A 25,026-nucleotide genomic window follows, 5' to 3' on the forward strand; every position below is an offset into this window, starting at 1 on the left:
TGGCAGCCGGTGGCACGGTGGGTGCCACGCCCGGACCCCCGGCGCGGGAAGCATTGTCTCGGCGACTCGGTAGGCCTCACAAACGGTGCCGCGGGACCACCGGTCACCCCAGCGGCCCACTCCCCAAGCCCTACCGCGCCACACTGCCCGATGCAGTCCGCGGCACACTCAACGCAAGCTGTGCGCGCTCGGCGGCCCCGGCGGCGAAGTGCATGTCGGAGGACCGGATACGCGAGGTCGCCAGGACGCTGACGACCGCGGTCAGCGCGAGGTATCCGCACGCGATCCAGGGCGCGCCATGGCCCGCGGCGAGGAACGTGGTCATCAGCAGCGGTGTGATGCCGGAGGCGTAGATGCCGGACATCTGGTAGACGAACGACATGCCGGTGTACCGGACCTCGGCCGGGAACAGGGCGGCGAACAGCGTGCCCTGGGCTCCGTAGAAGTACGCGTGCACCACGCCCAGCGTCACCGCCATCACCACGGCGAAAACCCATATCCCGGCCGCCTGGAACAGCCCGAAGGCGGGGAACACGCTGAGGCCGAACAGCACCAATCCGACCATGTACGTCCGGCGGGCGCCGTGCCGGTCCACCAGGGAACCGGACACCGGGATCAGCACGGCCATCAGCAGCGCGGCGAACGTGACCGCGAGCAGTACCGGGGTACGTGGCAGCTTGAGTTCCGAGGTGGCGTAGGAGATCGCGAACACGCCCCAGGTGTTGAACGCCGCGCCCTCGCCCCACCGGGCCAGCATCCCGAGCAGTGTGAGGCGCCTGGTTCCTGCGTCCCGCAGCAGCGTGGCCAGCGGGACCCGGGAGGCTGTCTGCCGCCGCTCGACGTCCCGGAACGCGGGGGTTTCGTCCACCTTCAGCCGTACGGCGATGCCGACGGCGACCAGGACGAGGCTGATCAGGAAGGCGAGCCGCCACCCGTACCGGAGGAAGGCCGCGTCGCTGAGCAGATCGCTCAGCAGGGCGAACAGCCCGGTTCCCAGCGCCAGTCCGAGGGCCAGTCCCATCTGCGGAAAGCTGCCGTAGCGGCCCTTGCGGCCGTCCGGGCCGTGCTCGATCGACAAGAGCACGGCACCCGCCCACTCCCCACCCAGCGCCACGCCCTGGGCGACGCGCAGGACGAGCAGGAGGACGGGTGCCCACACTCCCACCTGGTCGTAGGTGGGCAGGAGGCCGATCAGCGCGGTGGAGGCGCCCATCAGGCCCATGGTGACGGCCAGGGTCCGCCGCCGGCCGATCCGGTCCCCGATGTGGCCGAACAGCAGGCCGCCGATGGGCCGCGCCACGAAGCCGACAGCGAAGGTGGCGAAGGACAGGATGGTCCCGACGGTGTCGTTGCCGGTGGGGAAGAACAGCTTGCCGAACACCAGCCCTGCGGCGGTGCTGTAGAGGAAGAAGTCGTACCACTCCATCGTGGTGCCGAGCAGGCTGGCGAGCACCACCGTGCGCAGGCGGCGCCGTTCGCTGCGTTCGTCCGGCGTCGGGAGTGTGCGAGATGTCTCGGGCATGTCGAGGTGCCGTTTCCTTGTGTGTTCCGGGGTTCGCCGGCTCTGTTCAGCGGCCCGCGAAGGGCACGGTTCCGGGCTCGGTCGTCCGCGGTCCGGCAGGGTGCTGCCACAGTCCGCGGGCGGCGAGCAGCGGGAGGACGCCTTCGCCGAACCAGTAGGCCTCCTCCAGGTGCGGGTAGCCGGAGAGCACGAACTCGTCGATGCCCAGCGCGTGGTACTCCGCGATCCGGTCGGCGACCTCGGTGTGGCTGCCGACCAGGGCCGTACCCGCGCCGCCGCGCACCAGGCCGACGCCGGCCCACAGGTTGGGGTAGATCTCCAGATCGGCGGTGGATCCGCCGTGCAGGGCGAGCATCCGGCGCTGGCCCTCGGACTCGCTGCGGGCCAGCCCGGCCTGGACCTGGGCGATGGTGTCCGGGTCCACGTGGGACAGCAGGCGTTCGGCCTCGGCCCACGCCTGGGCTGCCGTGTCCCGGGTGATGACATGCAGCCGGATGCCGAACCGGACTTCCCGGCCCTCTTCGGCGGCGAGCTTCCGGATCCAGGCGATCTTCTCCGCGCCCTGCGCCGGGGGCTCGCCCCAGGTGAGGTAGACGTCCGAGTGGCGGGCGGCGACGGGACCGGCCGCGGGCGACGATCCGCCGAAGTAGATCGGCGGGGCGGGGTCGGGCAGCCGGTGCAGCTGCGCGCCCTCGACGCGCAGGTGCGTGCCCGCGTGGTCCACCGTCTCGCCACGCCACAGCGCGCGGACGATGCCCAGGAACTCGTCGGCGCGGGCGTAGCGGGCGTCCTTGTCCAGGAAGTCGCCGTAGGCGCGCTGCTCGTGCGACTCACCTCCGGTGACCACGTTGAGCAGCAGACGGCCGTTGGACTGGCGCTGGTAGGTGGCGGCCATCTGGGCCGAGGTGGTCGGTGAGATCTGGCCGGGCCGGAAGGCCACCAGGAACTTCAGCCGCTCGGTGACCTCGACGAGCATCGCGGTGCTCAGCCAGGCGTCCTCGCACCAGGCGCCGGTGGGCGTGAGCGCACCGACGAACCCCAGCTGCTCGGCGCTGCGCGCGATCTGGCCCAGGTAGGCGGTCGTGGGCGGGCGGTCGCCGCCGGCCGCGCCGGTGTGCACGCCGTGGCCGCCGCCGACGATGTCGCGGCTGTCGCCGTTGGTGGGCAGGAACCAGTGGAAGGTGAGTGACATGACGGGATCCTCGGTCGGGTGTTGCGGTGGGCGAGCGGGTCAGAGCAGTCCGTGGCGGGGCGGCGGGGTGCCGTTCAGGACGTAGCGGCCGATGTGCTGGACCTTCCAGCGGGAGGGGTCGTGCAGGGTGTGGGTGCGGGCGTTGCGCCAGTGCCGGTCCAGGTTCAAAGAGGCCAGGCTGGAGCGGGTGCCGGAGACCTCGAAGAGCGCGGCGGAGAGTTCCACCGCCACCGGGTCGGCGAAGGCCTTCACGGTGGCGACGGCGATCGAGGCGGCGGCCGCTGAGGCATCGGTGAGGTCGGCGCGGGCCGCGTCCACCTCCCGGGCGGCGCGTTCAAGGAGCGCCTCGGCCGCACGCAGCCGCACCGCCAGCTCTCCGAAGCGTTGGACGAGCAGCGGGTCTTCGGTTGCATGCTCGACCCCGGCCTCGAACCAGGGGCGGGTGCGGGTGCGGACGAACTCCGCGGCCTCGGCGAGCGCGCCCCCGGCGATGCCGACGTCGATCGCGGCATGCAGGAGCTGCGCGACCGCACCGTGCAACTGCGGGCCGGTGAAGGTGAGATGGTGCGGGACGACATGCTCGGCGGGCACGCGGACACCGTCCAGGCGGACCGTGCCGCTGGCGGTGGTGCGCTGGCCCATCCCGTCCCAGTCGTCGACCACGGTGAGCCCGGGTGCGTCCCGGGGGACGTAGGCGACGTGCAGCAGTTCGTCCTCGGCGCGGGCCAGCACCGGCACCCAGTGCGCGAAGAGTGCACCGGTGCTGTAGTGCTTGGTGCCGTTGAGGAGGTAGCCGCCGTCGGGCTCGGCCGTCAGCCGGGTGCGGTAGTCCTGTACGTGCTTCGTACCGGCCTCGGACTGGGCGTTGCCGAGGCGCTTGCCGGCCAGGATCTCGGCGAAGAAGAAGCGCTGCTGCTCCGGCATGCCCTGGGCGCGCAGCACGTTGACGTAGGCGAAGTGGCTTTGCGGGATCTGGGCGAGGCTGGGGTCGGCCGCGGCGAGAAGGCGGAACACCTCGGCCAGGGTCGCGATCGAGACGTCGGCCCCGCCGTACTCGGCGGGGACGGTGATGCCGAGCAGGCCGCTGGCGGAGAGCCGGTCTAGTTCGGCGGTGGGGAGAAGGCGTTCGGCGTCCCGACGCTCGGCTCCGGCGGCGAACTCGGCCGCCAGAGCGCGGGCGGTGGCGAGTGCTTCGTCATCGTTTCGGATGACCGTGGCGGTGGGGGGTGCTGTGGTGGTCACGGCTGGGAGGCTCCGGTCAGATGCAGGGGTGTCGGTAGGGGCGTCGGCTTGCGGGTGCCTCGGCGTCAGCCGGCGAGGGCGAGGGAGCGGCGGGCTGTGAGTGCGGCGGAGAACCCGTCGACGACCTGGTGCAGTTCGCGGGCGGTCTCCGGCGGGAGGGACACCGTCCCGTCGGCGGCGACCGTGATGTGCTTGTCCACTACAAACCGGCCGGGCAGCACATGGTCGGCGCCCATGGAGCTGAGCACCGGCCGCAGCGCGTAGTCCACTGCCAGGACGTGCGCCGGGCTGCCGCCGGTGGCCAGCGGCAGGACGGCCTTGCCGGCCAGCGCGTACTGCGGCAGCAGGTCGAGCAGTGTCTTGAGCAGACCCGAGTAGGCGGCCTTGTAAACGGGAGTCCCTATCACCACCCCGTCGGCGCCCTCGAACAGCTCCGCCGTTCCGGTTATCGCCGGATGTGTCGGATCCGCCCCGAGCAGCGCATCCGCAGGCAGCGTGCGCACGTCCAGCGGGACCACCTCATGCCCCTGCGCGGTCAGCCGGGCGTCGAGGTGGCGCAGCAGACGGCCGGTGCGCGAGGTCGGGGAGGGGCTTCCGGAGACGGAGAGCACGGTGGGCATGGGGGTGGAGCTCCTTGAGTGAGTGGGCGAGGTGCGGCAGCGGGCGGACAGGCGGTGCGCTGCGGCGGGTTTGAGCCGGGCTCGGGCACGGCACCGGGCGCGGTCGGACACTGCCCGAACGTCTCAACGAACGCCTCAAGATGAGGGGTCATGCCGTGGCCGACGGAGTGTCAGGAAGCAGGACGCATCAGGGCACGTCAGCCGTCGGCGAGGGAAAGCGCGAAGGTGAGCCGGGTCAGCGCGCGGCGCGACAACAACACGCACAGAGGGCGCTGGACACACGCACGAGGTCGACGTGGCGTCGCCGCGTGAGGTCGTTGCGCTTGATCATGAGCATGATTCAACCAGGTCGCATGCCGACCGGTCGAGCGGGGGCCCGGCTCGTATCCGCGATGGGTTGATAGGGTTCCCCTTTCATGCGGATCGAACAGCTCGAGTATCTCCAGGCCGTCGCACGGCTCGGTTCCCTGCGCCGCGCCGCCGAGGAGCTGCACCTCTCGCAGCCCGCGCTCAGCGAAACCGTCCGCAATCTGGAGCGTGAGCTCGGCGTCGAACTGCTGGACCGCCGCCGCTCCGGGGCCCGTGCCAGTGACGCCGGCCGTGAACTGCTGCCGCATGTCGCCGCCGTCCTGGAGGCGGTGGACCGGCTGCGCCGGGCCGCCGACCACCAGCACCAGGTCAGCCGCATGGTCAGGCTCGGCACGGTGCACGCCGCGACCGTCCCCCTTCTCGTCCCCACCGTGCGCGAATTCCGCGCCGCGCACACGCAGACCCAGGTCGAGGTCGTCACCGCCCAACAGGCCGAGATCCACCGGATGCTGTCCGAGGGCGGCCTCGACCTCGGCCTCGTGAACTACCTCACCGGCGACGACCTCCCGCCCGACCTGGAGTCCACCGGGCTGCTGCGCGGCCGCCCGGTGGTCTGTATGCGCCCGGACAGTCAGCTGGCCACGCACTCCGCCGTGACCGTCGACGCCCTGCTGCGCGAGCCCTTGATCGTGATGCGGGCAGGCTATGAGATGCACCGCTTCATGCACCGGCTGCTGCGCGGGCGAACCCCGGCTTTCTCGTACTCCACCGACGGCGCCGAGATGGGCAAACTGATGGTCGCGGAGGGGCTGGGCGCCACCGTACTGCCCGACTTCAGCGTCATCGGAGATCCGCTGGAGCGCAGCGGCGCCATCACCTGGCGCCCGATCGCCGATGGCGAGACGGGCACCGGCGTCGAGGTCCTCATGGTGGTCCAGCGCCGCCGTTCCGGCTCGTACCCTCGCGCGGCACGGGATCTGCACGACACCCTGCTGGAGCGGGCACGGCGGTACCAGCCCTGACCGCTGGGCACTGGCACGGCGCCCGGACCTTGGCCGTCGGCAGACTGTCAGACCACGTCCGGAGCACCACGAGCCGCCGCGGGCGGCTACCTCACCTGCGTGCTGCCGCTACCGCGCTGCGGGCAACTGCCCCAACACGAAGCAGACCGTTCGCCGCCTACCGCTGACACACGGGCCCGATATGGCGAGGGGTCGCGCAACTGTAGAGCCCTCCCCGACGAACCTCCCGGAATTCGCGGGAACTTATCCGCCGGGCCGCTAGTTTCTACGTTGCTGTAGAAATCATGGGCGTCGGACCCTCTGATCGCCCTACGACGCCGTGCCGGGCGCGCCGCTCGCGACGCCGCCCGGCGCGCTCCTGGAAGCACGCCGCGGAGTGGGCGCAGCGGGCGCCGGCGGTAGGCCATGGGACGGCAGCAGCCGACGACTGTCGGCGGGCGCAGCGCCACGCCCGCCGAGCTCGCGTTCAGTGCAGGTCGGCCCGCGCGGGGCTGTCCTCGACAGGGCTTTCGTCGAGGAAGCCGCCCGACTGGTGCTGCCACAGCTTCGCGTAGGCGCCGTCCGCGGCGAGCAGCTCGTGGTGCGTGCCCTGCTCGATGATCCGTCCGCGGTCGAGGACGACGAGCTGGTCCATGGTGGCGACCGTGCTCAGCCGATGCGCCACCACGAGCGCCGTCCGCCCCTCCATGAGCCGCCACAGCGCCTCCTGGACGAGGAGCTCGCTCTCGGAGTCCAGGGCGCTGGTCGCCTCGTCGAGCAGCAGGATCGGCGCGTCGCGCAGGATCGCCCTGGCGAGAGCGACCCGTTGGCGCTGTCCGCCGGACAGCTTGATGCCGCGCTCGCCCACCATGGTGTCGAAGCCTTCTGGCAGCGCGTCGGCGAACTCCGTGACGTGCGCCGCCTCGGCCGCGCGGCGGATCTCGGCGTCGGTGGCGTCCGGGCGGGCGAACGCGATGTTGTCCCGCAGCGTGCGGTGGAACATCGCCGGGTCCTGCGGCACGTAGGAGATCAGGCCCCGCAGGTCGGCCTGGCGCAGCCTGCTGATGTCCTGACCCCCGATCAGGATCCGGCCGGCGTCGATGTCCGTCATCCGCAGCAGCAGCCGGGTGAGCGTGGTCTTGCCCCCGCCGGACCGGCCGACGAGACCGATCTTCGTCCCGCTGGGCACGGCCAGGTCGAGGCCCTCGAAGAGCGGCTTCCCGCCCCCGTGGGCGAAGGTCACCTGCTCGAAGCGGACGTCGGCGCCCCGAGATTTCAGCGGCTCCGGCGATGCCGGGTCGAGCACGGTCGGCGGTTTCAGGAGCAGTTCGGTGAATTGCGCGGCCTCTGTCATCGAGCTCTCCAGGCGGCGGTAGATCTGGTTGAACTCGAACATGATCCGCGTCGCGTTGGAGTAGTACGTGAAGGCGACCACGACCGCCTCTACGCCCTGCCCACTCCCCCCGACCGCGACCGCGATCAGCAAGCCCAGCGCGTTGGTCAGCACGGACATCGGCGCGACCAGCGTGTCGATGCGCAGGTTGCCGTAGTCCCACGACCTCAGCGTGAGCCGCCGTGACGCGGCGACGCGGGACCGGTGCTCAGCGGCCTCGCGTTCCTCTGCGGCGAACGCCCGTACCGTGTCCATGTTCATCAGGCTGTCGGCGACGTGGCCCGACACCCGGGCGATCGCCTCCTCGCGCTGGCGAACGAGCGCCTGGCGGCGACGGATGAGGGGCACCACGCACAGCGCCGTCAGTGCGATCATCGCCAGGAGCCCGACGACGAGCAGCGGTTCGTAACGCCACAGCACCACCGAACCGAACACCAGCGGCACGAAGCTGCCCACGACCGAGAACGTCAGCGTGTCGATCCACTCCTCGAAGCGGGAGGCGAAGCTCAGGACCCGCTTGGTCAGCGACCCGGCGAAGTTCTCGTGGAAGAACGCGGCGTCCTTGGCGAACAGCTCGTCCATGCCGATCACGTACAGGTGCTCGATACCGAGGGCGCCAAGGCGGTTCAAGCAGTGCAGGCCGATGCGCCACAACGCCTCCGCGAGCAGCAGGACGCCGGCGAAGCCGAGGACGTAGGGCAGCGTCGAGCCGACGGAGATGCCGGAGTCGTCGGCGATTCGGCCGACGAGCTTTGCGACGACCAGCGGCGCGATGTAGTTGAGGCCGATGTTGCCCAGCGCCGGCATCAGCATCGCGGGCACCGTCAGCCATCGGAGCCGCGCCAACTCCCGTCCGTAATATCGAAGTGCGAGGAGCACCGAGCCTTTGCCCGGCGGAGTCTCGCGCGATTCAGGCGATCCCATCCCAACCCTTTGTGGTCGTGCGGCAGCCCGCCACAGGCTTCTCGGCGGAGAAGCCGTTGCCCTCACTGGCCGCGCGGAGCTTCGGTTCGAGTTGGTGCCCTCGCTCGGGTGGTCCTCCGAGTTGCGGGCACGACGACGGAGCCCCCGCGCAACTCGCGGCGGTGCATCAGTGCGAGTACGGGGAGGCCAGGAATCGCAGTGTCCCGCGACGGCGCACGGGGAGTCCAAGCGTTTTTCTCAGCCGGCGGAAGGTCGCACACAGGTGCGACTTCCGGCCGGAGAGGTGTGGGGTCGGTGCGGGCCGTACGGTCCCAGAAGTCGCGTACGGCCCGGAATTGGGGGATGGCAGGGACTGCGGGCCGTGGCTCAGAACCACTCGGGCTGGCTGTCCGCCGCGGTGCGGTCCAGGCTGTCGAGGAGATCGAACTGCGGTCCCGTCCGCGGAAGTTCCACCCGGAAGAAGTAACGGGCCGCCTGTCGCTTGCCGTCGTGGAAGTCGTCCGCGTCGTCCTTGAGCGCGAGGAACTGCTCCAGCCAGATCCAGGCCAGCACCACGTGGCCGACGGCTTCCAGGTAGGCGGAGGCGTTGGCCAGGGCGGTCCCCGGGTCTCCGGTCGACCACAGCTTGGCGGTGGTGCGCTCGACGCGGGCCGCGGCCTGCTCCAACCGGGCGGCCAGCTCAGCCGCCTCGCCACCGGCCGCCGTGGCCCGGGCGGTGGTTGCCGCGAGGGTCTCGAGGAGCAGCCTGAGCCCTGCGCCGCCGTTCATGACTACCTTGCGGCCGAGCAGGTCAAGGCCGTGGATGCCGTGGGTGCCCTCGTGGATGGGGTTGAGGCGGTTGTCCCGGTAGAACTGCTCGACGTTGTACTCGCGGGTGTAGCCGTAGCCGCCGTGCACCTGGATGGCGAGGTCGTTGGCGGCCAGGCACCACTGCGACGGCCAGCTCTTCGCGACGGGCGTCAGGACGTCGAGCAGCAGCCGGGCGCGGGCGCGCTCGGCCTCCTGCTCGGCGGTGCGCTCCTCGTCGAGCAGGCGGCTGCAGTAGAGGCTGAGAGCGAGGGCACCCTCGACATAGCTCTTCTGTGCCAGCAGCATCCTGCGTACGTCGGCGTGCTCGATGATGGGGACCTGCGGAGCGCTGGCGTCCTTGCCCGTCAGCGGGCGGCCCTGCGGGCGGGTGCGGGCGTAGTCGAGGGCGTGCAGATAGCCGGTGTAGCCGAGCGCCGTGGCCCCGAGTCCGACGCCGATGCGGGCCTCGTTCATCATGTGGAACATGTACGCGAGCCCGTGGTGGGGCTCTCCCACCAGGTAGCCCACCGCGCCCGGGGTGCCGCCCGGGGTGTGCCGGCCCTCGCCGAAGTTGAGCAGGGTGTTGGTGGTGCCGCGGTAGCCCATCTTGTGGTTGAGGCCGGCCAGCACCACGTCGTTGCGCTCGCCCAGGCCCCCGTCCGGCTCGACGAGGAACTTGGGCACGATGAACAGCGAGATGCCCTTCACGCCCACCGGACCGCCGGGGATCTTGGCCAGCACCAGGTGGACGATGTTCTCGCTGAGCTCGTGGTCGCCACCGGAGATCCACATCTTGGTCCCGGTGATCCGGTACGTACCGTCGTCCTGCGGCACCGCCCGCGTGGTGATGTCGGCCAGCGAGGAGCCTGCCTGCGGCTCCGAAAGGCACATGGTGCCGAAGAAGCGGCCCTCGACCATGGGCCGCACGTAGGTGTCGACCTGCTCCTTGCTGCCGTGCGCCTGGAGGAGGTTGGCGTTGCCGATGGTGAGGAACGGGTACGCGGCGGTGCCGACGTTGGCGGCCTGGAACCAGGCCGTGCAGGCGTTGGCGACCACGGTGGGCAGCTGCTGCCCGCCGACCTCGTAGTCCATGCCGGCGCCGGTCAGGCCGGCCTCGGCGAAGACCCGCAGCGCCTCCTTGACCTCCGGGATGATGTGCACCCGCTCGCCGTCGAAGCGGGGCTCCTCGGCGTCGTTCTTCTTGTTGTGCGGGGCGAAGTGCCGGGTCGCGATGGCCTCGCTGAGGTCCAGCACTGCGTCGAAGGTGTCCCGGTCGTGGTCGGCGTAGCGGGATCGGCGGGTCAGGGCCGTGACGTCCAGCCAGTCGTGGAGCAGGAAGTCGAGGTCGCGGCGGGAGAGCAGCAGGGAGTCCATGGCGTGGGTCCGATCGGGGAGGGCGGCGGAAGCGGGTACGGGTAACGGCTACGGGTTCGCGTCCGGGCGGCGGTTCAGACGGTGGTGCCGATGCCGCCGTCGACGGGGATCACCGCGCCGGTGACGTACGCTCCGGCCCGGCTGGACAGATAGACCGCCACGCCGGCCATGTCGTCGGGGCGTCCGATCCGTCGCAGCGGAGCGGACTCGGCCACGGCGTCGCCGTGCGCCTGCAGCGTGGCGGCCATCATCTTGGATTCGAACGGGCCGGGGGCGATCGCGTTGACGGTGATGCCCTGCGGGCCGAGCTCCTTGGCCAGGACCCGGGTCAGGTGGTGCAGCCCGGCCTTGCTCGCCGCGTAGGAGTAGGCCGGCAGGGGGCTCACGTGGAGACCGTCGATGGAGCCGACGTTGATCACGCGTGCGGGGTCGTCGTGGGAGCCGGTCTTGCGCAGCAGCGGGAGCAGCGCCTGGGTCAGCAGGAAGGGGCTGCGCAGGTTGAGGTCCATCACCTTGTCCCAGCCGCTGACGGGGAACTCGTCCAGTGGTGCGCCCCAGGTCGCGCCGGCGTTGTTGACGAGGATGTGCAGGTGCTCCTCGCGTGCGGCGATCTCGTCGGCGATGCGGCGGCACTCCGCCTCCTGCGAGAGGTCGGCGGGCAGCGGTACGGCCTCGCCGAACTGCTGCAGGTCAGCGGCCGCCGCTTCGCAGGCCTCCGCCTTGCGGGAACTGACGTAGACCTTGGCACCGGCCTGGACCAGGCCTCGGGCGATCATCAGTCCGATACCGCGGGACCCTCCGGTGACCAGGGCGGTTTTGCCGGAGACAGAGAACAGTGAGGTCACAGCGGACTCCAAGAGGCGGTGATCGGGTACGAGGCGCGAGCCTCGCCCGGATACTAAGCGGTTGCTTAGAACACGTCAACACGATTTCGGCAGCCACGGCCGGCAGACCGTGCGCGCCCGCGTTCTCGAGGAATTCTGCCGTCGGCTGGCGCGCGACTACCGCGTCTGGGTGGCACCCGTGGCCGAGGTCGCCGAGCATGTGCTGGCGGCTCGCTCGCACTGATCTACGGGGAGTCGTACGGGCTCGACACGTTTTTCGCCGGCACCACCCGCGGACGTGCGGGTGCTACGACAGGTGCCATGGAGAAGACCCCCCAGCGACCACCCGTCACACGCGTCCGTCCCGGAGTGGGTGCCGTACCGAAGGAAAGGATGCTCGCTCTCACCGACGGTGTGGTGGCCATCGCCATGACACTGCTCGTGCTGGACATCCAGCTGTCCGAGGGCCTTCGCGGGGCCCAACTGAGCCGGGCATTGGATGAGGTTCAGTCCCAGTTGGGCGCCTTCCTGCTGAGCGCGGTGGTGATCGCGCTCTTCTGGCGGGCCCACCACGAGGCGCTTCGCAGCGTGGAGCGGATCGACTCATACTTGTTCTGGCTCAATGTCGGATTCTTGGTTCTGGTCTCCTTGATCCCGTTTCCCACCCGTGTCCTGGAGGATTACGGCGACCAGTTCCTCGGTCCGGGTCTGTACGGCGCCGTCATCGGCACGGCTGCACTGCTGCTGTATGCGATGGCCCTGCATATCTGCCGCGCCTCCGGAAGGTCCTGGCGGTGTACCCCGCTCCCTGCTCAGGCTTTCGTGTTTCTGCTCTCCGTAGGGATCGCACGCATCTCCCCCGCCGCCGCGATCTACAGCTGGGCTGCCGCCGTACCTCTTTCCGTATGGGCCGACAGGATCGCGGCACGTGCCGGCTGACTGCATGTTGCGCTGACTCAGGGGCGCCTCTGCTTCGGCACCCAGACTCGGCTCAGGGAGGGCGGAGGCACGGCGGCGGAACCACTCGCGTCCCATCGACATCTTGGTCAACAGCGGTATCTATCAAGGCTATTAGGCCATATCCCTTTGATCGACCCGCGAACTCCGCGAGAACACCGAGCCCAGGAGGCAGCAGTTGACCACCAAGACAGGACCCCAGCGTTTCCCGGGCGCGAGCCGTGCCAACTGGTACCAGGACGACTTCGGCGGTGACGCGATGGAGGTCAATGTCGTCGTTCTGCACACCACCGAAGGCCGCACGCTGCCCGGCTACGGCGGTGGTTCCTTGGCGCCGAATCTGACGGCGGTCCCCGACCTGGGTGCCAAGAAGCTGAAGTGGTACCAGCACTTCGACATAGAGACCTCGTCCAGAGCGCTGGTCAACCTGCGAGGCGGCGTCGAGACGAACACCCTGAACGTGTGCCAGGTCGAGCTGGTCGGCACCTGCGACCCCAAGACGCATGCGAAGTGGAAGGCCGCCGGCCAGGACCACGTCTACTGGCCGGACGCCCCTGACTGGGCGCTGCGCGGCATAGCGCGGTTCCTCTCGTGGATGCACGAGGAGCACGGCGTTCCGCTGTCCGGCCCTAAGCAGTGGCCGGCGTACCCGGCGTCGTACGGGAACGCCGGCGGCCAGCGGATGACCGGCGCCCAGTGGACAGCGTTCAAGGGCGTGTGCGGGCACATGCACGTGCCCGAGAACGTACATGGCGACCCGGGAGCGATCGACTTCTCCAGGATCCTCAAGTACGCCAAGGCCGAACTGGACCTCGGGGACGACGCCCCAGAGGACCCCACACCGTCGACGCCATCCAAGCCGTCCGTCCCCGCGTTCCCCGGCCGCAAGTACTTCCGCGACGGGGCCTCGAACAAGTACGTCCTCCAGCTCGGCAAGCAGCTGGTGAAGCGGGGCTTCGGCGACCACTACAAGGTGGGCCCGAGCAGGACATGGGGCGAGGCCGACCGCCTGAACGTGCGCGACTTCCAGAAGTCCCGCACGGAGCTGCGCGGCGACGCCGACGGGCACCCGGGCCCGCTCACCTGGCGCCTGCTGTTCTCCTGAGCCACGGAGCGCCGAGTCCCCGTCAGTGTCGTGTCCAGCGGCCTGACGGGGGCTCGTCGGCGGCGCACCGACGGCGCCGTTCCTCGGCGTCCCTTACGTCCCAGCCGCTGCGTCGGCCAGGGCCGAGGGCTCACGCGTACGCGCGGGCCTGCGCGGAGTAGAGCTCGGCGTAGGCGCCGCCCGCGGCGAGGAGTTCGGCATGCGTGCCGTACTCGACGACGCGGCCGCCGTCGATGACGGCGATGCGGTCGGTCATGTGGACGGTCGAGAAGCGGTGTGAGACCAGGACGGTGATCGCACCGCGCTCCCGGGCGGCTTCGCGGGCGTGGGCGATGAACTGCTCGAACAGTTCGTGTTCGGCCTGCGGGTCGAGGGCGGAGGTGGGCTCGTCGAGGACCAGCAGGAGCGGGGATGTGCGCAGCAGGCCGCGGGCGAGGGCGAGCTTCTGCCACTGGCCGTGGGACAGGTCGGCGCCCTCGAAGACGGTGCCGAGCTGGGTGTCGAGTCCCTGTGGAAGGCCGTCTACAAGGGGGCGGGCGCCCGCGCGCTCGACGGCCCCGGCAACGGCATCCCGGTCGTCGATCCGCGGCAGGTCGCCGACGCCGACGCTCTCGCGGGCGAGGAACTCCAGCTTGGCGAAGTCCTGCAGGGTGCCGGAGCAGCGGGCCGACCAGGAGGCCGGGGCGAGGGAGCTCAGCGGTGTTCCGTCGACGCGGATCTCCCCTGCCGTCGGTTCGTACATCCCGGTGAGCAGCTTGACGAGGGTGGACTTGCCTGCGCCGTTGATGCCCACGAGGCCGAGGGTGGATCCGGCGGGCAGGTCGAGGTCGACGTCCTTCAGGATCGGGGTGCCGTCGGCTCCGGGGTAGGCGAAGGTGAGGCCGCGCAGTTGGATGCCCTGTTCCAGCCGCTCGGGCGCGGGGCGGCCGTCGGCACGGGCGGCCGTCTCGGCATAGGTGTGCAGCCAGAGGTAGTGGCGGGTGACGTGGCCCGCATCGGCGACGGAGCCCAGGTTGAACAGAACGTTGGCGATCTGGTTGCTGAGGGCGAGCGCCAGGGACAGCAGCAGGACGAGGTCGCCGAGCGAGGCCCGGTCGCGGGCATACAGGTGGAGGGCGTAGGCGAGGGCGGCGATGACGGCGGCGACGAACACCAGCCAGCCCGCCGCCTCATACGCCACGGCCCGAGCGCGGGCGCGCACGAGGCGGAGGCTGGTGTCGTCCCACAGGGCGCGGGCGCGCCGGTCGAGGACGGGTCCCGAGCCGGCGATGCGCACTTCCTTGGCAGGCTCCGGCTTCAGGCACAGGGCATGCAGTTCCCGTTCGAGACGGTCGTGTTGGGTGCAGTCGTCCAGGACGGAGCGATAGTGGGCGCGGCCGCGGCCCGCCAGGACGACGGTGGGCAGGGCGCAGGGCACGAGCAGGACGAGAGCGGGGTGGATCCCGGCGAGGAGCACCACGCTGAGGACGAGACTGAGCAGCGAGGCGGCGCCGAGGGCTGCCCGCCACACCGAGGCGGCCAGGGCCTGAGTGCCGCGGCGCAGGGCGGTGAGCCGGTCGAGGAACTCGGGGCGCTCCAGGTGCTCGACGGTGGGGATGCGGGCGGTGAGGCCCAGTACCTCGTGGTCGAGCTCGCGGGCCACGCGCACGGTGAGGTCCTGGCGCACCTCGCCCTGCACATGGGCGAGGGCGAAGGACCCTGCGTGGGCGAGGACGCCGAGCAGCGCGGCGACCAGGACGGCGGTCATGGCGTGCCGGCCTGCGGCGTCGACGAGTTGACGCTGCGCGAGGGCGGTCAGCGCGGTGCCGCCGGCGAGCAGCAGGATCAGCACGATGTTGACGACGGCCACGACCGGGGCGGCGCGGAAGGAGAGCGCCAGCATGTGGCGGGCCAGGCGCAGGTTCTCGTAGCGGTGGATGAGGCGGCTGAGGCGGTCGGCGAGGCCTCTCATGCGGCAGGCTCCGGGGTCTGGGGCTGGGTCTGGCTCTGGGGCTGGCTCTGGGTCTGGTCGGTGGCGGCAGGTGATTCCTCGAAGCGGGCGGCCTGCAGGCGCCACAGACGTGCGTACGCGCCGTCTGCGGCGAGGAGCTGGTCGTGGCTGCCGGATTCGGTGATGCGGCCGCCGTCGAGGACGACGATGCGGTCCGCGTCGCGGATGGTGGACAGGCGGTGCGAGATGAGCACCACGGACACGCCCCGCTCACGGCATCCCGCGACGACGGTACGGAAGAACTCCAGTTCCGCCTTGACGTCCATGTTGGCGGTGGGCTCGTCGAGGATGACGATGTCGCGGCCGTGGGCCGTGGCGTGCAGGGTGCGGGCGACGGCGAGCTTCTGCCACTGGCCGCCCGACAGGTCACGGCCCTCGGAGCCGGTGCGCCACAGAAGGGTGCCGGGCCCCTCGGGCAGGGAGTCGAGGAGATCCACGGCACCGGTCGGGCCGGCCGACTCGCGTATCAGCGCGTCGAGTTCGGGGTGGTCGACGGTCTCCGGCGCGCCGAGTGCGATGTTGTCGCGGGCGGTGGCGGGATAGCGGACGAAGTCCTGGTAGACCGTGCCGAGGCGGCGCCGCCAGACCTCGATGTCCAGCTCCGCGATGTCCTGCCCGTCGGCGGTGACCCGCCCGGCGGAGGGCCGGTACAGGCCGGCGATGAGCTTGGTGAGGGTCGTCTTGCCGGCGCCGTTGACGCCGACCACGGCGAGGACCTCGCCGGGCCGGATGACGAGGTCGAGGCCGTCGAGGACGGGGCGCGCAGCCGAGGCGTAGGTGAATGAAACGTTTTCCAGCCGTACGTCGGGGGCCTTGCCGGTGTTCCGTGGCGCGGCAAGGGCGGGTTGGCCAGAGGTGGTGACCGCCTCGTCACCGGCGTGCCGGACGCCGGCACCGTCGTCCTCCCCGTACCGCCGCTCCAGGCGCTCGACGGCCGCGAGCGCCCCCTTCCCGTACTCGATGTCGAAGGTCTCCATGCCGGTCTGGGTGACGCTGAAGATCCCGAAGGCGGCCGTGAGACAGCCCGCGAGGGCGCCCGCGCCGAGGTCGCCGCGGGTCGCTGCGATGCCGGGGACGAGGAAGGCCGAGGCGCCGCAGGCGACGGACAGCGCCGTGGTGAAGCCTTGCCGGCGCAGGATGCTGCGGCGCAGCGCCCAGTACGGGGAGCGCAGCTCCCAGTGGGCGTCTGCGCGTCGGCCGATCAGCCAGTCGGCGAGGCCGAAGAGGCGGATCTCCTTGGCGGCGCCGAGACCGGCGGCCAGCTCGTCGTAGTACTCGATCCGGCGCTGCCCGCCCGCCAGTTGGTCGCCGACGGCGACGAGGTGGGTCCACTGGCGGCGCTGCGCTGAGCGGTTGAGCAGCGTGGCGGCCAGGAGCAGTACGGCGAGGATGGGGAAGTGGGCGGCGAGGACGACGGCGGAGGCGGCCGCGCCGATCAGACGCGCGAGAACGACGACGGCGCTGAAGGCGGCGGTGCCCGCGGACCGCACCCACCAGCCTTCGCCGATCTCGCTGGCCCGCTGGGCGTCGTCCTGAAAGGCGCCCTCCTCGAGGTGGGCGATGGTGCGGGAAGTGAGGGCGAGGGCGCGCAGGCGTGAGCGCAGGGCGCCGTCGATCGGCCGGGAGACCGCGACCTTCACCAGTTCGGTGAGCGACCAGACCAACTGCTGGACCAGGAGGGCGAGACCGAGAGCGGCCAGGTACGGCAGCAACGCCACCACCTCCGCCCCCTGCGCCGCCCGGTCCACGACCTCGGCGGTGACCAAAGCCAGCGCGGGCATCGCGAGGGCGGAGCCAAGGGTGAGACCGGCCAGACCGAGCAGCGCGCCGCCCCCGGCGTGGCGCAGCAGGGCGAGAAGGCGCAGCCGCTCGGCCAGCATGGCCCGCAGCTCGCGGGGGTGGAGGGCACCGAGGGAGAGACGAGGATCGGGAATGGGCGGCGCTGTCGTCATCTGCGGCGGCTCCGGGACGAGTTGGCGAAGTGGCAGGGGTGGTGAGCTGCCCCGGCCCGTCACTCAACACGCGAACTTGAAACAATTCAATGGCTTTTCCGGAGTCACTCGTCGTTCACCCAGCGCATAAGACGCTGCAGGGGATAGAAGCCGTCGTGTGACAGGCCCGGCGGCATACCGCCCGCCTTCCCGAGCGACACCACACGCTGCACCCCGGCGCAGGCGAGGGCGTCGCGAAGTTCCGTCTTGCGCGCGTCGGGGTAGACGCCGACCGTCTGCGTGGCAACCCCGGCATGCGCGACGGCGTCGGTCAGGGCGGCGACCGGGACGACGTTGACGATCTTTCCGTCGGGGTGGAAGTCCACCGGTTCCGGGGAGCGGATGACCAGGCCTCGGCCGTCGTAACCGCCCCACACCCGGTACTCGGGTGCCAGGGACCGCAGTACGTCGATCTCCTCGCGGAGTTCCGCGGGGACCCGCGGGCCGTCGGCCGAACTGAACTCCCGGACCACACCAAGGCGTTCGCACAGCAGCGCGGCGTAGCGGTCGGCCTCCTCCTGGGAACCCTCGACGAACTGGAAGCGGCTGGCCACGCATGCCTGCTGGTTGAAGAACGCGGCGTCCGCCGCGGCCGCGTCCGCGGCCTGCGCCAGCGCCTCCTCGGAGCCGAAGGCCTCGCGGCCGATCACCGAGATGGAGGTCTTGGGGTCGAAGGAGACGAGCTCGAATCCCGGACCGACGTACTTGAGCGCGCCGCGGATCGTGGCCTCGCCGCCCCAGGCGACCAGCTTGTCGAAGAACTGCGGGCGGAACAGCACGCTCTCCACCTTCTCGTCGCCACCCCGCCAGTACACCGCCGAGAACGAGCGCACCACGGGATGGCCCGGGGCGACCGAGGCCATCGTGCGCAGGATCGCGGTCGCGGTGAACAGGTCGTTCGAGGGCAGCTTCAGCAGGTTGACGCCCTTGGTGAGGGCGCCGCGGACGACGGACATCGCCGCCACACCGGGAGCGTTGCCAGCGATGACGTGCACCAGGCGCGGCGGGAACGCTCGGATCGCCGCGATCCGTCCCTCGGGCAACCGCAGCTCGCGCCAGCCGTCGAGCACTTCCGCCCCGCCGAGTTCGTGCTCGATCTGGGCGTACAGGCCGGGCCGCTGGAAGCTGCGCCACAGCGCGGCGTAGGCGCGTTCGAGCACTTCCCCGGGGAGCGGGCTGAGCCGGACCATATGATCCAGGGCTTCGGCGAGCAGGCCTTCCCGGTCCGCCTTCAGGGCCTCGCCGGTCTCCACCAGCAGGTCGACGATCTCCGCGGTGGGCACGTGGAAGGCGGGTCCGGGTTCGGTACGGGGCCACACCAGCCGGTCCAGGTCGAGGGCCGGAGCCGTGAAGGCCGCGCCTGAGCTGCCGCGGCCGATGTGCGGGCCCCGGTCGATCTCTCCGCGGACAACGTGCACCACGGCCACCGGGCCGGGGGTTCCCTCCTGCCGCGAGGGTGCTTCGGCACCGCCAAGCGTCGTGCCACTCATCCGTGGATCATCCCCCTCACGTAGGAGTCGAGTGTTGCCGCGCATGTGATCTTGTCGTCGCCGCCGAGGTCCCCGTAGCGCCGGATGTCCGGCAGGACGACCGGTCCCGGCCTGCCGCAGTCGCACGGCGAGAAGTCCACAGAGACACGGTCACCGCTGATCAGCCCGCCCCAGCGGCCTTCCAGGGAGACGTCCAGGAACGCGAACCGCCCCTCCACGACGCCGTGTTCGGGGTTCAGCAACTTCTCGCCGGCCTGGTCCAGTACCAGTGGGATCACCCACGGGGGTACGTGGTAGTTGCCCTTCTCGCAGGCGAGGCAGGACCCCTGGAGCTCCGTCATGCCGTAGCTGCGCACCCGCCGTACGCCGTGGTAGAAGGCGGCGAACTGCTGCTGGTAGTCGTCGGGCAGCGCACGGCCCTTGTTGCCGCCGCCGCTGAGCACCAGCGTGTCCGGGTGGAGACCTCCGTCGGGCACGCCGCGGGCCCGCAGGGCCTGGATCAGGGTGAACTGCTGGTTGTTCATCCCGGCGATCAGCAGCGGTTCGTCCCGGTGCGCGACGATGTCGTCGACGATCCGGATCACGGCCGCGCCCAGTTCCTCCTCGCGGGCGTGGGACGCGGCCTCGAAGGACCTGATCTCCTGCGGGGTCGCGGTGCCCTCCGCCATACGTCGGCGTAGCAGTGCGCTGCTCATCAGTTCGGACACCCGCAGCGGGTCCTCGGTCAGCAGTTGTGTCTCTCCGGGTTGCGCGAAGACCTCCGCGTGCCACCGGAAGCCGTCGATGGAGCGCATCGGGCCGCTCGCCGGAGCGAGCAGGTAACCGCGGCGGGTGGGCTTGGGCGGCAGGGGGTCGGGCCAGCAGGTGAGGTGTTCCAGGATGTCGTGCAGGAACTGCAGGTCCGTTGTGTCGCAGTTGAGGAAGGAGACCTTCCCGGACGTACCGCTGGTGATGTACGGGCGATGGCCGGCGGCCGTGACGCGTTCGGTCCACTCGTCGATGTCGCGTACGCCCTCGATGTCGACGTCTCCCGGTTCGACCACGGAGACGGTCGAGTACCAGCGCAGGAGCCGGTCCCACCGGCCGCCGGTGATCAAGGAGACGGGGTACGACTTGTAGCTGGTGTGCGAGAACAGCAGGGGAACGAGGTCCTCGAGACCGGTGATCTCGTGCACGCCGGTCTCCTCCGCCCGGGTGCGCAGCAGCGGGATGCGCTCGCGGTGGGCGGCGAAGGCCTCCCGCGCGGCTTCGAGCTGCAGCTCCCGCACCTCATCGGCGGGATGGTCGAACGTGTCGCCGGACAGGACCAGGGCCCGGATCTGCTCGCGTGCGCTGGGCACAGCAACCACCTCAATCAGTCATGAAGTCGGGTTCTTTGCGAGGTAGGAGGACTCGATCGCGTCGAGGTCTCCGCGGAGTTCCTCCGGGGTGCCGGTCATGGCGATGCGTCCGCGGTGCAGGACGTACACGCGGTCCGCGATGTCCAGCACCTTGCGCACGTGCTGTTCGACCAGCAGCGCTCCCAGACCGCGGTCGGCCGCCTCGCGCACCGCCCGCAGGAGGCGGTCGACGACGAGCGGGGCGAGGCCGAGGGAGAGCTCGTCCGCCAGGAGCAGCTTGGGGGTACGGCACAACGCGCGCGCCAGCGACAGCATCTGCTGCTCTCCGCCCGACAGCATGCCGGCACCGGTCCTGAGCCGTTTTTCGAGCTCGGGGAAGAGTGCGAGGGCCCGATCCGCCCCCACCCGGCCGACGCGCAGGTTGTCCGCGGTGTCGAGGCGGGTGAAGACCGCCCGCTCACCGACGTACGCCAGACCCTCACGGGCGCGGCGGTGCAGTGGTGCGCGGCCGGTGCCGCCAAGCCAGCGCACCTCGCCGCTCATCGGGGTCAGGTCGCCCGACAGCGCCCGGAGTGTCGTGGTCTTGCCCGCGCCGTTGGGTCCGAGCAGCGCGACGACCTCGCCGGGGCGGACCTCGAGATCGAGGTCACGCAGGACGGGCAGGGTGCCGTATCCGGCGGACAGGGCACGGGCTTCGATCAAGGGCTGTCCGGTGTCGTGCACGGACGTTCTCCTTTGCGCGTGGCACGGTCAGCCGGCCGGCTTGGCCGTCAGCACCTTGCGGACGTCGACGAAGGTCGATCCGGACTTCGCCCACTCGATCTTGCCGTCGCGGATGGTCAGTTCGGTCGCGGTGGCGTTGTGGATGCGGTTCAGGCCCTTGATCGGCAGGGCCGTCGACGCCTTCCAGTTCAGCGGCGGGGTGAGGCCGCCGGTGTCGATGCCCTTCGTCGTGTCGAGTTCCTTCACCAGGGCCTCGGCCGAGATCTTCGACAGCTTCTCGGCGGCCTCGGTGAAGACCTTGAACGCCACCCAGGTCGTCGCGTTGGCGCCGTTGGTGGTGTCGATGTCCTTGTTGCCCTGGGTGGCTTCGAGGAAGTCCTTCCAGGCGGCGTCGGAGATCGGCGGGTAGTAGCCGGTGATCGCGGCGCCCTCCAGCGGACTGCCGCCACCGCCGGTGCTCTCGGCCAGCTGCGGGGTGAGGTTGCCGACGACGCTGCCGAGCTTCGTCTTCGCGCCGGACTGCACGTACGACTTCACGAACAGGTCCGAGTGCGTACCCAGGATCACGCTCACGCAGTCGCTGCCCTTGGTCGCGGCGGCGACCTGGGGGGCGAGGTCGGTGGCGGTGACCGGCACCTTCAGGTCCTTCGGCGGCGCTCCTCCGGCGGAGGTCACTCCGAGAGTGAGGAACTTCGAGACGATGGCGGCGGCGGCCAGGTCGTACCGTACGCCGGAGATCTTCTTGCAGCCCTCCTGCACCAGCTGCCGGCCGTGGGCCGCGAACACCACCGGCGTGCCGCCGTTGACCGGGAACGACAGCGGGTTGGAGAACTCCGCCGCCGAGACGCCGGTCCCGCCGATGTAAGGAATGCCGGCCTTCTGCAGGATGGGCATGTAGCGGTCCCCGGCCAGGCTGTAGGAGCCGACGACCGCGACTACCTTGTCGGCGACCGCCTGCTGGGCGCACTTCTCGGCCTCGTCGGGGTCGTTCTTGTCGTTGCAGGTGATCACCTTCAGCGGGCCCCCGTTGATCCCGCCGTTGGCGTTGATCCACTTCTCGTAGGCCTGGGCGGTGAGCGGGATCCCGGGCTGGGCGCTGCCCTGGGTGTTCTCCGGCGCCCAGACCATCACCTTGACGGGCGTGCCCTTCAGCGAGGTCGTTTCCGTCGAGCTGCCGGAGGCCTCTCCCCCGCAGCCGGTGGCGAGCAGGACTCCGGTCACCGCGAGACAGCTTGCTGCGGCACTTCTGCGTCGGCGTGAGTCGTTCATGGTCCCTCCGCGGGGATGGGGGTCCCCCTGGTCGAGCGAAGTCGAGAGCTCGGGGGAGCCCGGATGGGCGACGTCGAGATGCGGAACAGCATGGAGTGCGCCGTTTGGTTAGTGAAGTACTCTCGACACAATTATTTAAATAAATACGCTGTCTGGTCTTGCCGCCCCGCCCGGCGTTCGCTACTCATGAAGCCCTGAGGAGTAGGCCCTGGGAGGTTCTTCAGGTGGACGACATCCTGCGTTTCGCGCTGCTCGGCCTGGGGCTCGGTGCCCTGTACGCACTCACCGCGCACGGCATCGTGCTGGTCTACCGGGGCTCCGGCGTCCTGAACCTCGCGCACGGCGCGATCGGGATGGCCGGCGCCTATGTGCAGTGGGAGCTCGCCGTTCAGCACGGCGTGGCGTACTGGCCTGCCGTCGCGTGCGGCGTGGTCGCCTCCGCGGTGCTGGGGGTGCTCACCCATATGCTGGTGATCCGCCCGTTGCGCCGGGCGTCCACGCTGGCCCGTCTGGTCGGCACCCTGGCGGTGTTCATCGTGCTGACCGCCGTCGCCGTCAAACACTACGGCGACAGCCTGCAGCTGGTACCGGGCAAGCTGCCGACCCGGCTGCTGACGATCGCGGGCGCGACGGTCTCCGAGGATCGCGTCTGGCTCCTCGGCATCGCGGTCGTGGTCACCGTGGCCCTCCATCTCCTCTACCGGCGCACCCTGTTCGGCCTCGGCACCACCGCGGTCGCGGAGAACGAGAACGCCGCCGCCTCGCTCGGCTGGTCCCCCGACCTGATCGCCACCGCCAACTGGGCGCTGGGTTCGGCGCTCGCAGGTCTGACGGGCATCCTGATCGTGCCGGTCATCGGTCTGTCGGTGACCGGACTGACCACGCTCCTGCTGAGCGCTCTGGCCGCCGCCCTGGTCGGCAGGTTCTCGTCGTTCCCCGTCACGCTGGCGGGCGGTCTGGTCATCGGGGTCGTGCAGTCCGAACTGACCCGCTTCGGCTCCGGCGTCACCGGGCTCGCCGCGTCTGTGCCCTTCCTCTTCATCGCCCTGGTGCTGGTCGCGCGCGGCCGGGCGCTGCCGCTGCGCGGCACGTTCCTCGACCGGCTGCCGGCCCTGGGCACCGGAAAAGTGCGCCCCGTACCGCTGGCGCTCGCCGTCGTGGTCGGGCTGCTGCTGGTGAGCCTGTCCACACCGCTGTGGGCCGACGCGATCACCAACACCCTCGTACTCTCGCTGATCATCCTGTCGATCGTCGTAGTCACCGGGTACGCGGGACAGGTCTCCCTCGCGGCATACGCCCTCGCCGGGACCGGCGCCTTCATCGCCGGACACGCTGCGGCCGACTGGGGATGGCCCTTCGAGCTCGCCCTGCTTGCGGGCGTGTTGGGCACGGTGCCGATCGGCCTGCTGTTCGCCCTCCCTGCGGTCCGCACGCGCGGGGTCAACCTCGCGATCATCACTCTCGGCCTCGGCACCACGCTGGAGGCGATGGTCTTCCAGAACACCGACCTGTCCACGACAGCGGGCAGCGACGGCATCGCGGTGGGCAAGCAGACACTCTTCGGGATCGGCATCTCCGGAGTCGACCATCCGCAGCGGTACGCCGCCGTGGTGCTGGTGATGTTCGTCGCCGCGGCACTCGTGGTCGCCAACGTCCGGCGCAGCCGCACCGGCCGCCGCCTCATCGCCGTACGGGCCAACGAGCGGGCCGCGGCGGCCCTCGGCATCGACGTCCGCGCGGCCAAGCTCTACGCCTTCGGACTGTCCTCGGCCATCGCCGCGCTCGCCGGAGTGCTCACCGGCTTCCGCTCGACCTCGGTGGTCTTCGCCGACTTCGCGAGCTTCGACTCCATCACCGCGCTCGGGCTCGCCGTGATCGGCGGCGTCGGCTTCCTCGTCGGGCCGCTGTTCGGCGCGACGTTTGCCGCAGGCACGGTCGGCGCACGCTTCGGGGACTGGGTGCTCCCGGGGCTGAGTGAGTGGATGCCGCTGATCGGCGGGGTCATCCTGGTGCTGACACTGGTGGGCAACCAGGACGGCATCGGGCGGGAGCTCGGCAGGCAGGCGGCGGGCATCCAAAGCAGGCTGTCCCGGAAGCAGGGTGCCGTCGCACGGGAGGAGGGAGAAGCGGCCGTGCGGGCCGCGCACCGTGCGGAGGAGGACGAAGCAGCCGTGCGGGACGTACACCGCGCTGCACCGCTCCCCCTGTGCGTGCGGGATCTGACCGTGCGCTACGGCGGTGTGGTCGCCGTCGACGGGCTCTCGCTCGACGTCCAGCCGGGCCGGGTCGTCGGCCTCATCGGCCCTAACGGCGCCGGCAAGACCTCCGCCATCGACGCCGTCACCGGCTTCACCCGGGCCGCTTCGGGCACTGTGCGCCTCGGCGACCGGGACGTGACACGCCTGCCGGTGCACCGGCGGGCCGCAGCAGGACTGAGTCGGTCCTTCCAGTCGCTTGAACTGTTCGAGGACATGACCGTCCTGGACAACCTGTACGCCGCCTGCGACCGGCCCGGTCCGTGGGCGTACCTCACTGATCTGGTCCGCCCCGGCAGCCGCCCGCTTCCCGCCCAAGTGCTCGTGGTGGTAAAGGAGTTCGGACTGCAGGGCAGCCTGGACCGGCCGGTGGGCGACCTGTCGTACGGGGAGCGGCGGCTGCTGGCCATCGCCCGCGCGGTGGCGACCTCGCCGTCCGTGCTGCTCCTCGACGAGCCGGCCGCGGGGCTGTCCGACGACGAGACGCAGGAGCTGGCCCACCTGGTGCGGCGGCTGGCCGAGGAGTGGGGCATGGGAGTGCTGCTCGTCGAGCACGACGTCGACATGGTCATGAGCGTGTGCGACGAGGTCGTCGTCCTCGACTTCGGACGCCGGATCTGCGTCGGCACCCCGGAGGAGGTGCGTCGCGATCCCGCGGTGCGGGCGGCCTACCTGGGCGACCTGGAGCCGGAGGCGCTGGCCTGAGCCGGAGGCGA

Annotated in this window: 19 protein-coding genes; 5 read left to right on the forward strand and 14 right to left on the reverse strand. The window is 70.6% G+C overall.

Annotated elements, in window-relative coordinates; translation table 11 throughout:
* Window positions 1-130 precede the first annotated feature (130 nt).
* The 5 genes from ABT009_RS29260 to ABT009_RS29280 form a co-directional block, all read right to left on the reverse strand.
* Entirely contained in the window at window positions 131-1,522 is a 1,392-nt protein-coding gene (locus tag ABT009_RS29260) for an MFS transporter (RefSeq protein WP_351301308.1), read from the reverse strand.
* Window positions 1,523-1,568: 46 nt separating this feature from the next.
* The gene (locus tag ABT009_RS29265; RefSeq protein ID WP_351301311.1) at window positions 1,569-2,714 is read right to left on the reverse strand and encodes an LLM class flavin-dependent oxidoreductase; all 1,146 of its coding nucleotides are present in this window, start codon (window positions 2,712-2,714) and stop codon (window positions 1,569-1,571) included.
* A gap of 39 nt (window positions 2,715-2,753) precedes the next feature.
* A complete protein-coding gene (locus ABT009_RS29270; protein ID WP_351301314.1) occupies window positions 2,754-3,956 on the reverse strand; it encodes an SfnB family sulfur acquisition oxidoreductase in 1,203 nt (400 codons plus the stop codon).
* 65 nt (window positions 3,957-4,021) lie between these two features.
* The gene (gene ssuE, locus ABT009_RS29275) at window positions 4,022-4,576 is read right to left on the reverse strand and encodes an NADPH-dependent FMN reductase (RefSeq protein ID WP_351301317.1); all 555 of its coding nucleotides are present in this window, start codon (window positions 4,574-4,576) and stop codon (window positions 4,022-4,024) included.
* 235 nt (window positions 4,577-4,811) lie between these two features.
* Window positions 4,812-4,913 (reverse strand): putative leader peptide, encoded by a 102-nt coding sequence (locus ABT009_RS29280; protein ID WP_351301320.1) that lies wholly within the window; start codon window positions 4,911-4,913, stop codon window positions 4,812-4,814.
* Between the two features lie 79 nt (window positions 4,914-4,992).
* On the opposite strand from ABT009_RS29280, the gene ABT009_RS29285 reads away from it, so the two are divergent.
* On the forward strand, window positions 4,993-5,907 hold the full coding sequence (locus ABT009_RS29285) for a LysR family transcriptional regulator (protein ID WP_351301323.1): 915 nt from the start codon (window positions 4,993-4,995) through the stop codon (window positions 5,905-5,907).
* 466 nt (window positions 5,908-6,373) lie between these two features.
* Here ABT009_RS29285 and ABT009_RS29290 read toward each other — a convergent pair whose 3' ends face one another.
* From ABT009_RS29290 to ABT009_RS29300, 3 genes are all read right to left on the reverse strand, one after another.
* Window positions 6,374-8,203: an ABC transporter ATP-binding protein gene (locus tag ABT009_RS29290; protein WP_351301326.1), complete on the reverse strand. Its 1,830-nt coding sequence runs from the start codon at window positions 8,201-8,203 to the stop codon at window positions 6,374-6,376.
* A gap of 366 nt (window positions 8,204-8,569) precedes the next feature.
* Window positions 8,570-10,366 (reverse strand): acyl-CoA dehydrogenase, encoded by a 1,797-nt coding sequence (locus ABT009_RS29295; RefSeq protein ID WP_351301329.1) that lies wholly within the window; start codon window positions 10,364-10,366, stop codon window positions 8,570-8,572.
* Window positions 10,367-10,440: 74 nt separating this feature from the next.
* Window positions 10,441-11,211, reverse strand: a complete 771-nt coding sequence (locus ABT009_RS29300) for an SDR family oxidoreductase (RefSeq protein WP_351301332.1) — start codon at window positions 11,209-11,211, stop codon at window positions 10,441-10,443.
* 61 nt (window positions 11,212-11,272) lie between these two features.
* Here ABT009_RS29300 and ABT009_RS29305 point away from each other — a divergent pair, with 61 nt between their 5' ends.
* The 3 genes from ABT009_RS29305 (at window position 11,273) to ABT009_RS29315 (ending at window position 13,252) form a co-directional block, all read left to right on the forward strand.
* Complete coding sequence (locus ABT009_RS29305; protein ID WP_351301335.1) at window positions 11,273-11,434, forward strand: hypothetical protein; 162 nt, start codon at window positions 11,273-11,275, stop codon at window positions 11,432-11,434.
* Between the two features lie 149 nt (window positions 11,435-11,583).
* Window positions 11,584-12,129 (forward strand): TMEM175 family protein, encoded by a 546-nt coding sequence (locus ABT009_RS29310; protein ID WP_351301338.1) that lies wholly within the window; start codon window positions 11,584-11,586, stop codon window positions 12,127-12,129.
* Window positions 12,130-12,325: 196 nt separating this feature from the next.
* Window positions 12,326-13,252, forward strand: coding sequence for a peptidoglycan-binding protein (locus ABT009_RS29315; protein WP_351301341.1), 927 nt, complete (start codon window positions 12,326-12,328; stop codon window positions 13,250-13,252).
* Window positions 13,253-13,382: 130 nt separating this feature from the next.
* On the opposite strand, the gene ABT009_RS29320 is transcribed toward ABT009_RS29315, so the two are convergent.
* From ABT009_RS29320 to ABT009_RS29345, 6 genes are all read right to left on the reverse strand, one after another.
* The gene (locus tag ABT009_RS29320; protein ID WP_351301344.1) at window positions 13,383-15,203 is read right to left on the reverse strand and encodes an ATP-binding cassette domain-containing protein; all 1,821 of its coding nucleotides are present in this window, start codon (window positions 15,201-15,203) and stop codon (window positions 13,383-13,385) included.
* The gene (locus tag ABT009_RS29325) at window positions 15,200-17,194 is read right to left on the reverse strand and encodes an ABC transporter ATP-binding protein (protein ID WP_351301347.1); all 1,995 of its coding nucleotides are present in this window, start codon (window positions 17,192-17,194) and stop codon (window positions 15,200-15,202) included. Before ABT009_RS29325 ends, ABT009_RS29320 begins: the two co-directional genes overlap by 4 nt.
* 104 nt (window positions 17,195-17,298) lie before the next feature.
* Window positions 17,299-18,723 carry an acyl-CoA reductase gene (locus ABT009_RS29330; protein WP_351301350.1) on the reverse strand — a complete coding sequence of 475 codons (1,425 nt, stop codon included), beginning with the start codon at window positions 18,721-18,723 and terminating at the stop codon, window positions 17,299-17,301.
* Entirely contained in the window at window positions 18,720-20,063 is a 1,344-nt protein-coding gene (locus ABT009_RS29335; RefSeq protein ID WP_351301353.1) for a phenylacetate--CoA ligase family protein, read from the reverse strand. The genes ABT009_RS29330 and ABT009_RS29335 overlap by 4 nt, the downstream gene beginning before the upstream one ends.
* Window positions 20,064-20,081: 18 nt before the next feature.
* Window positions 20,082-20,786 (reverse strand): ABC transporter ATP-binding protein, encoded by a 705-nt coding sequence (locus tag ABT009_RS29340; protein WP_351301356.1) that lies wholly within the window; start codon window positions 20,784-20,786, stop codon window positions 20,082-20,084.
* 27 nt (window positions 20,787-20,813) lie between these two features.
* Complete coding sequence (locus tag ABT009_RS29345) at window positions 20,814-22,055, reverse strand: ABC transporter substrate-binding protein (RefSeq protein WP_351301359.1); 1,242 nt, start codon at window positions 22,053-22,055, stop codon at window positions 20,814-20,816.
* 224 nt (window positions 22,056-22,279) lie between these two features.
* Between ABT009_RS29345 and ABT009_RS29350 the strand changes: the two genes are divergently transcribed.
* Window positions 22,280-25,015 carry an ABC transporter permease subunit gene (locus tag ABT009_RS29350; protein WP_351301362.1) on the forward strand — a complete coding sequence of 912 codons (2,736 nt, stop codon included), beginning with the start codon at window positions 22,280-22,282 and terminating at the stop codon, window positions 25,013-25,015.
* Window positions 25,016-25,026 lie beyond the last annotated feature (11 nt).

The organism is Streptomyces sp. NPDC002896, from assembly GCF_040295225.1.
In the GTDB taxonomy this organism is placed as follows: Bacteria; Actinomycetota; Actinomycetes; order Streptomycetales; family Streptomycetaceae; genus Streptomyces.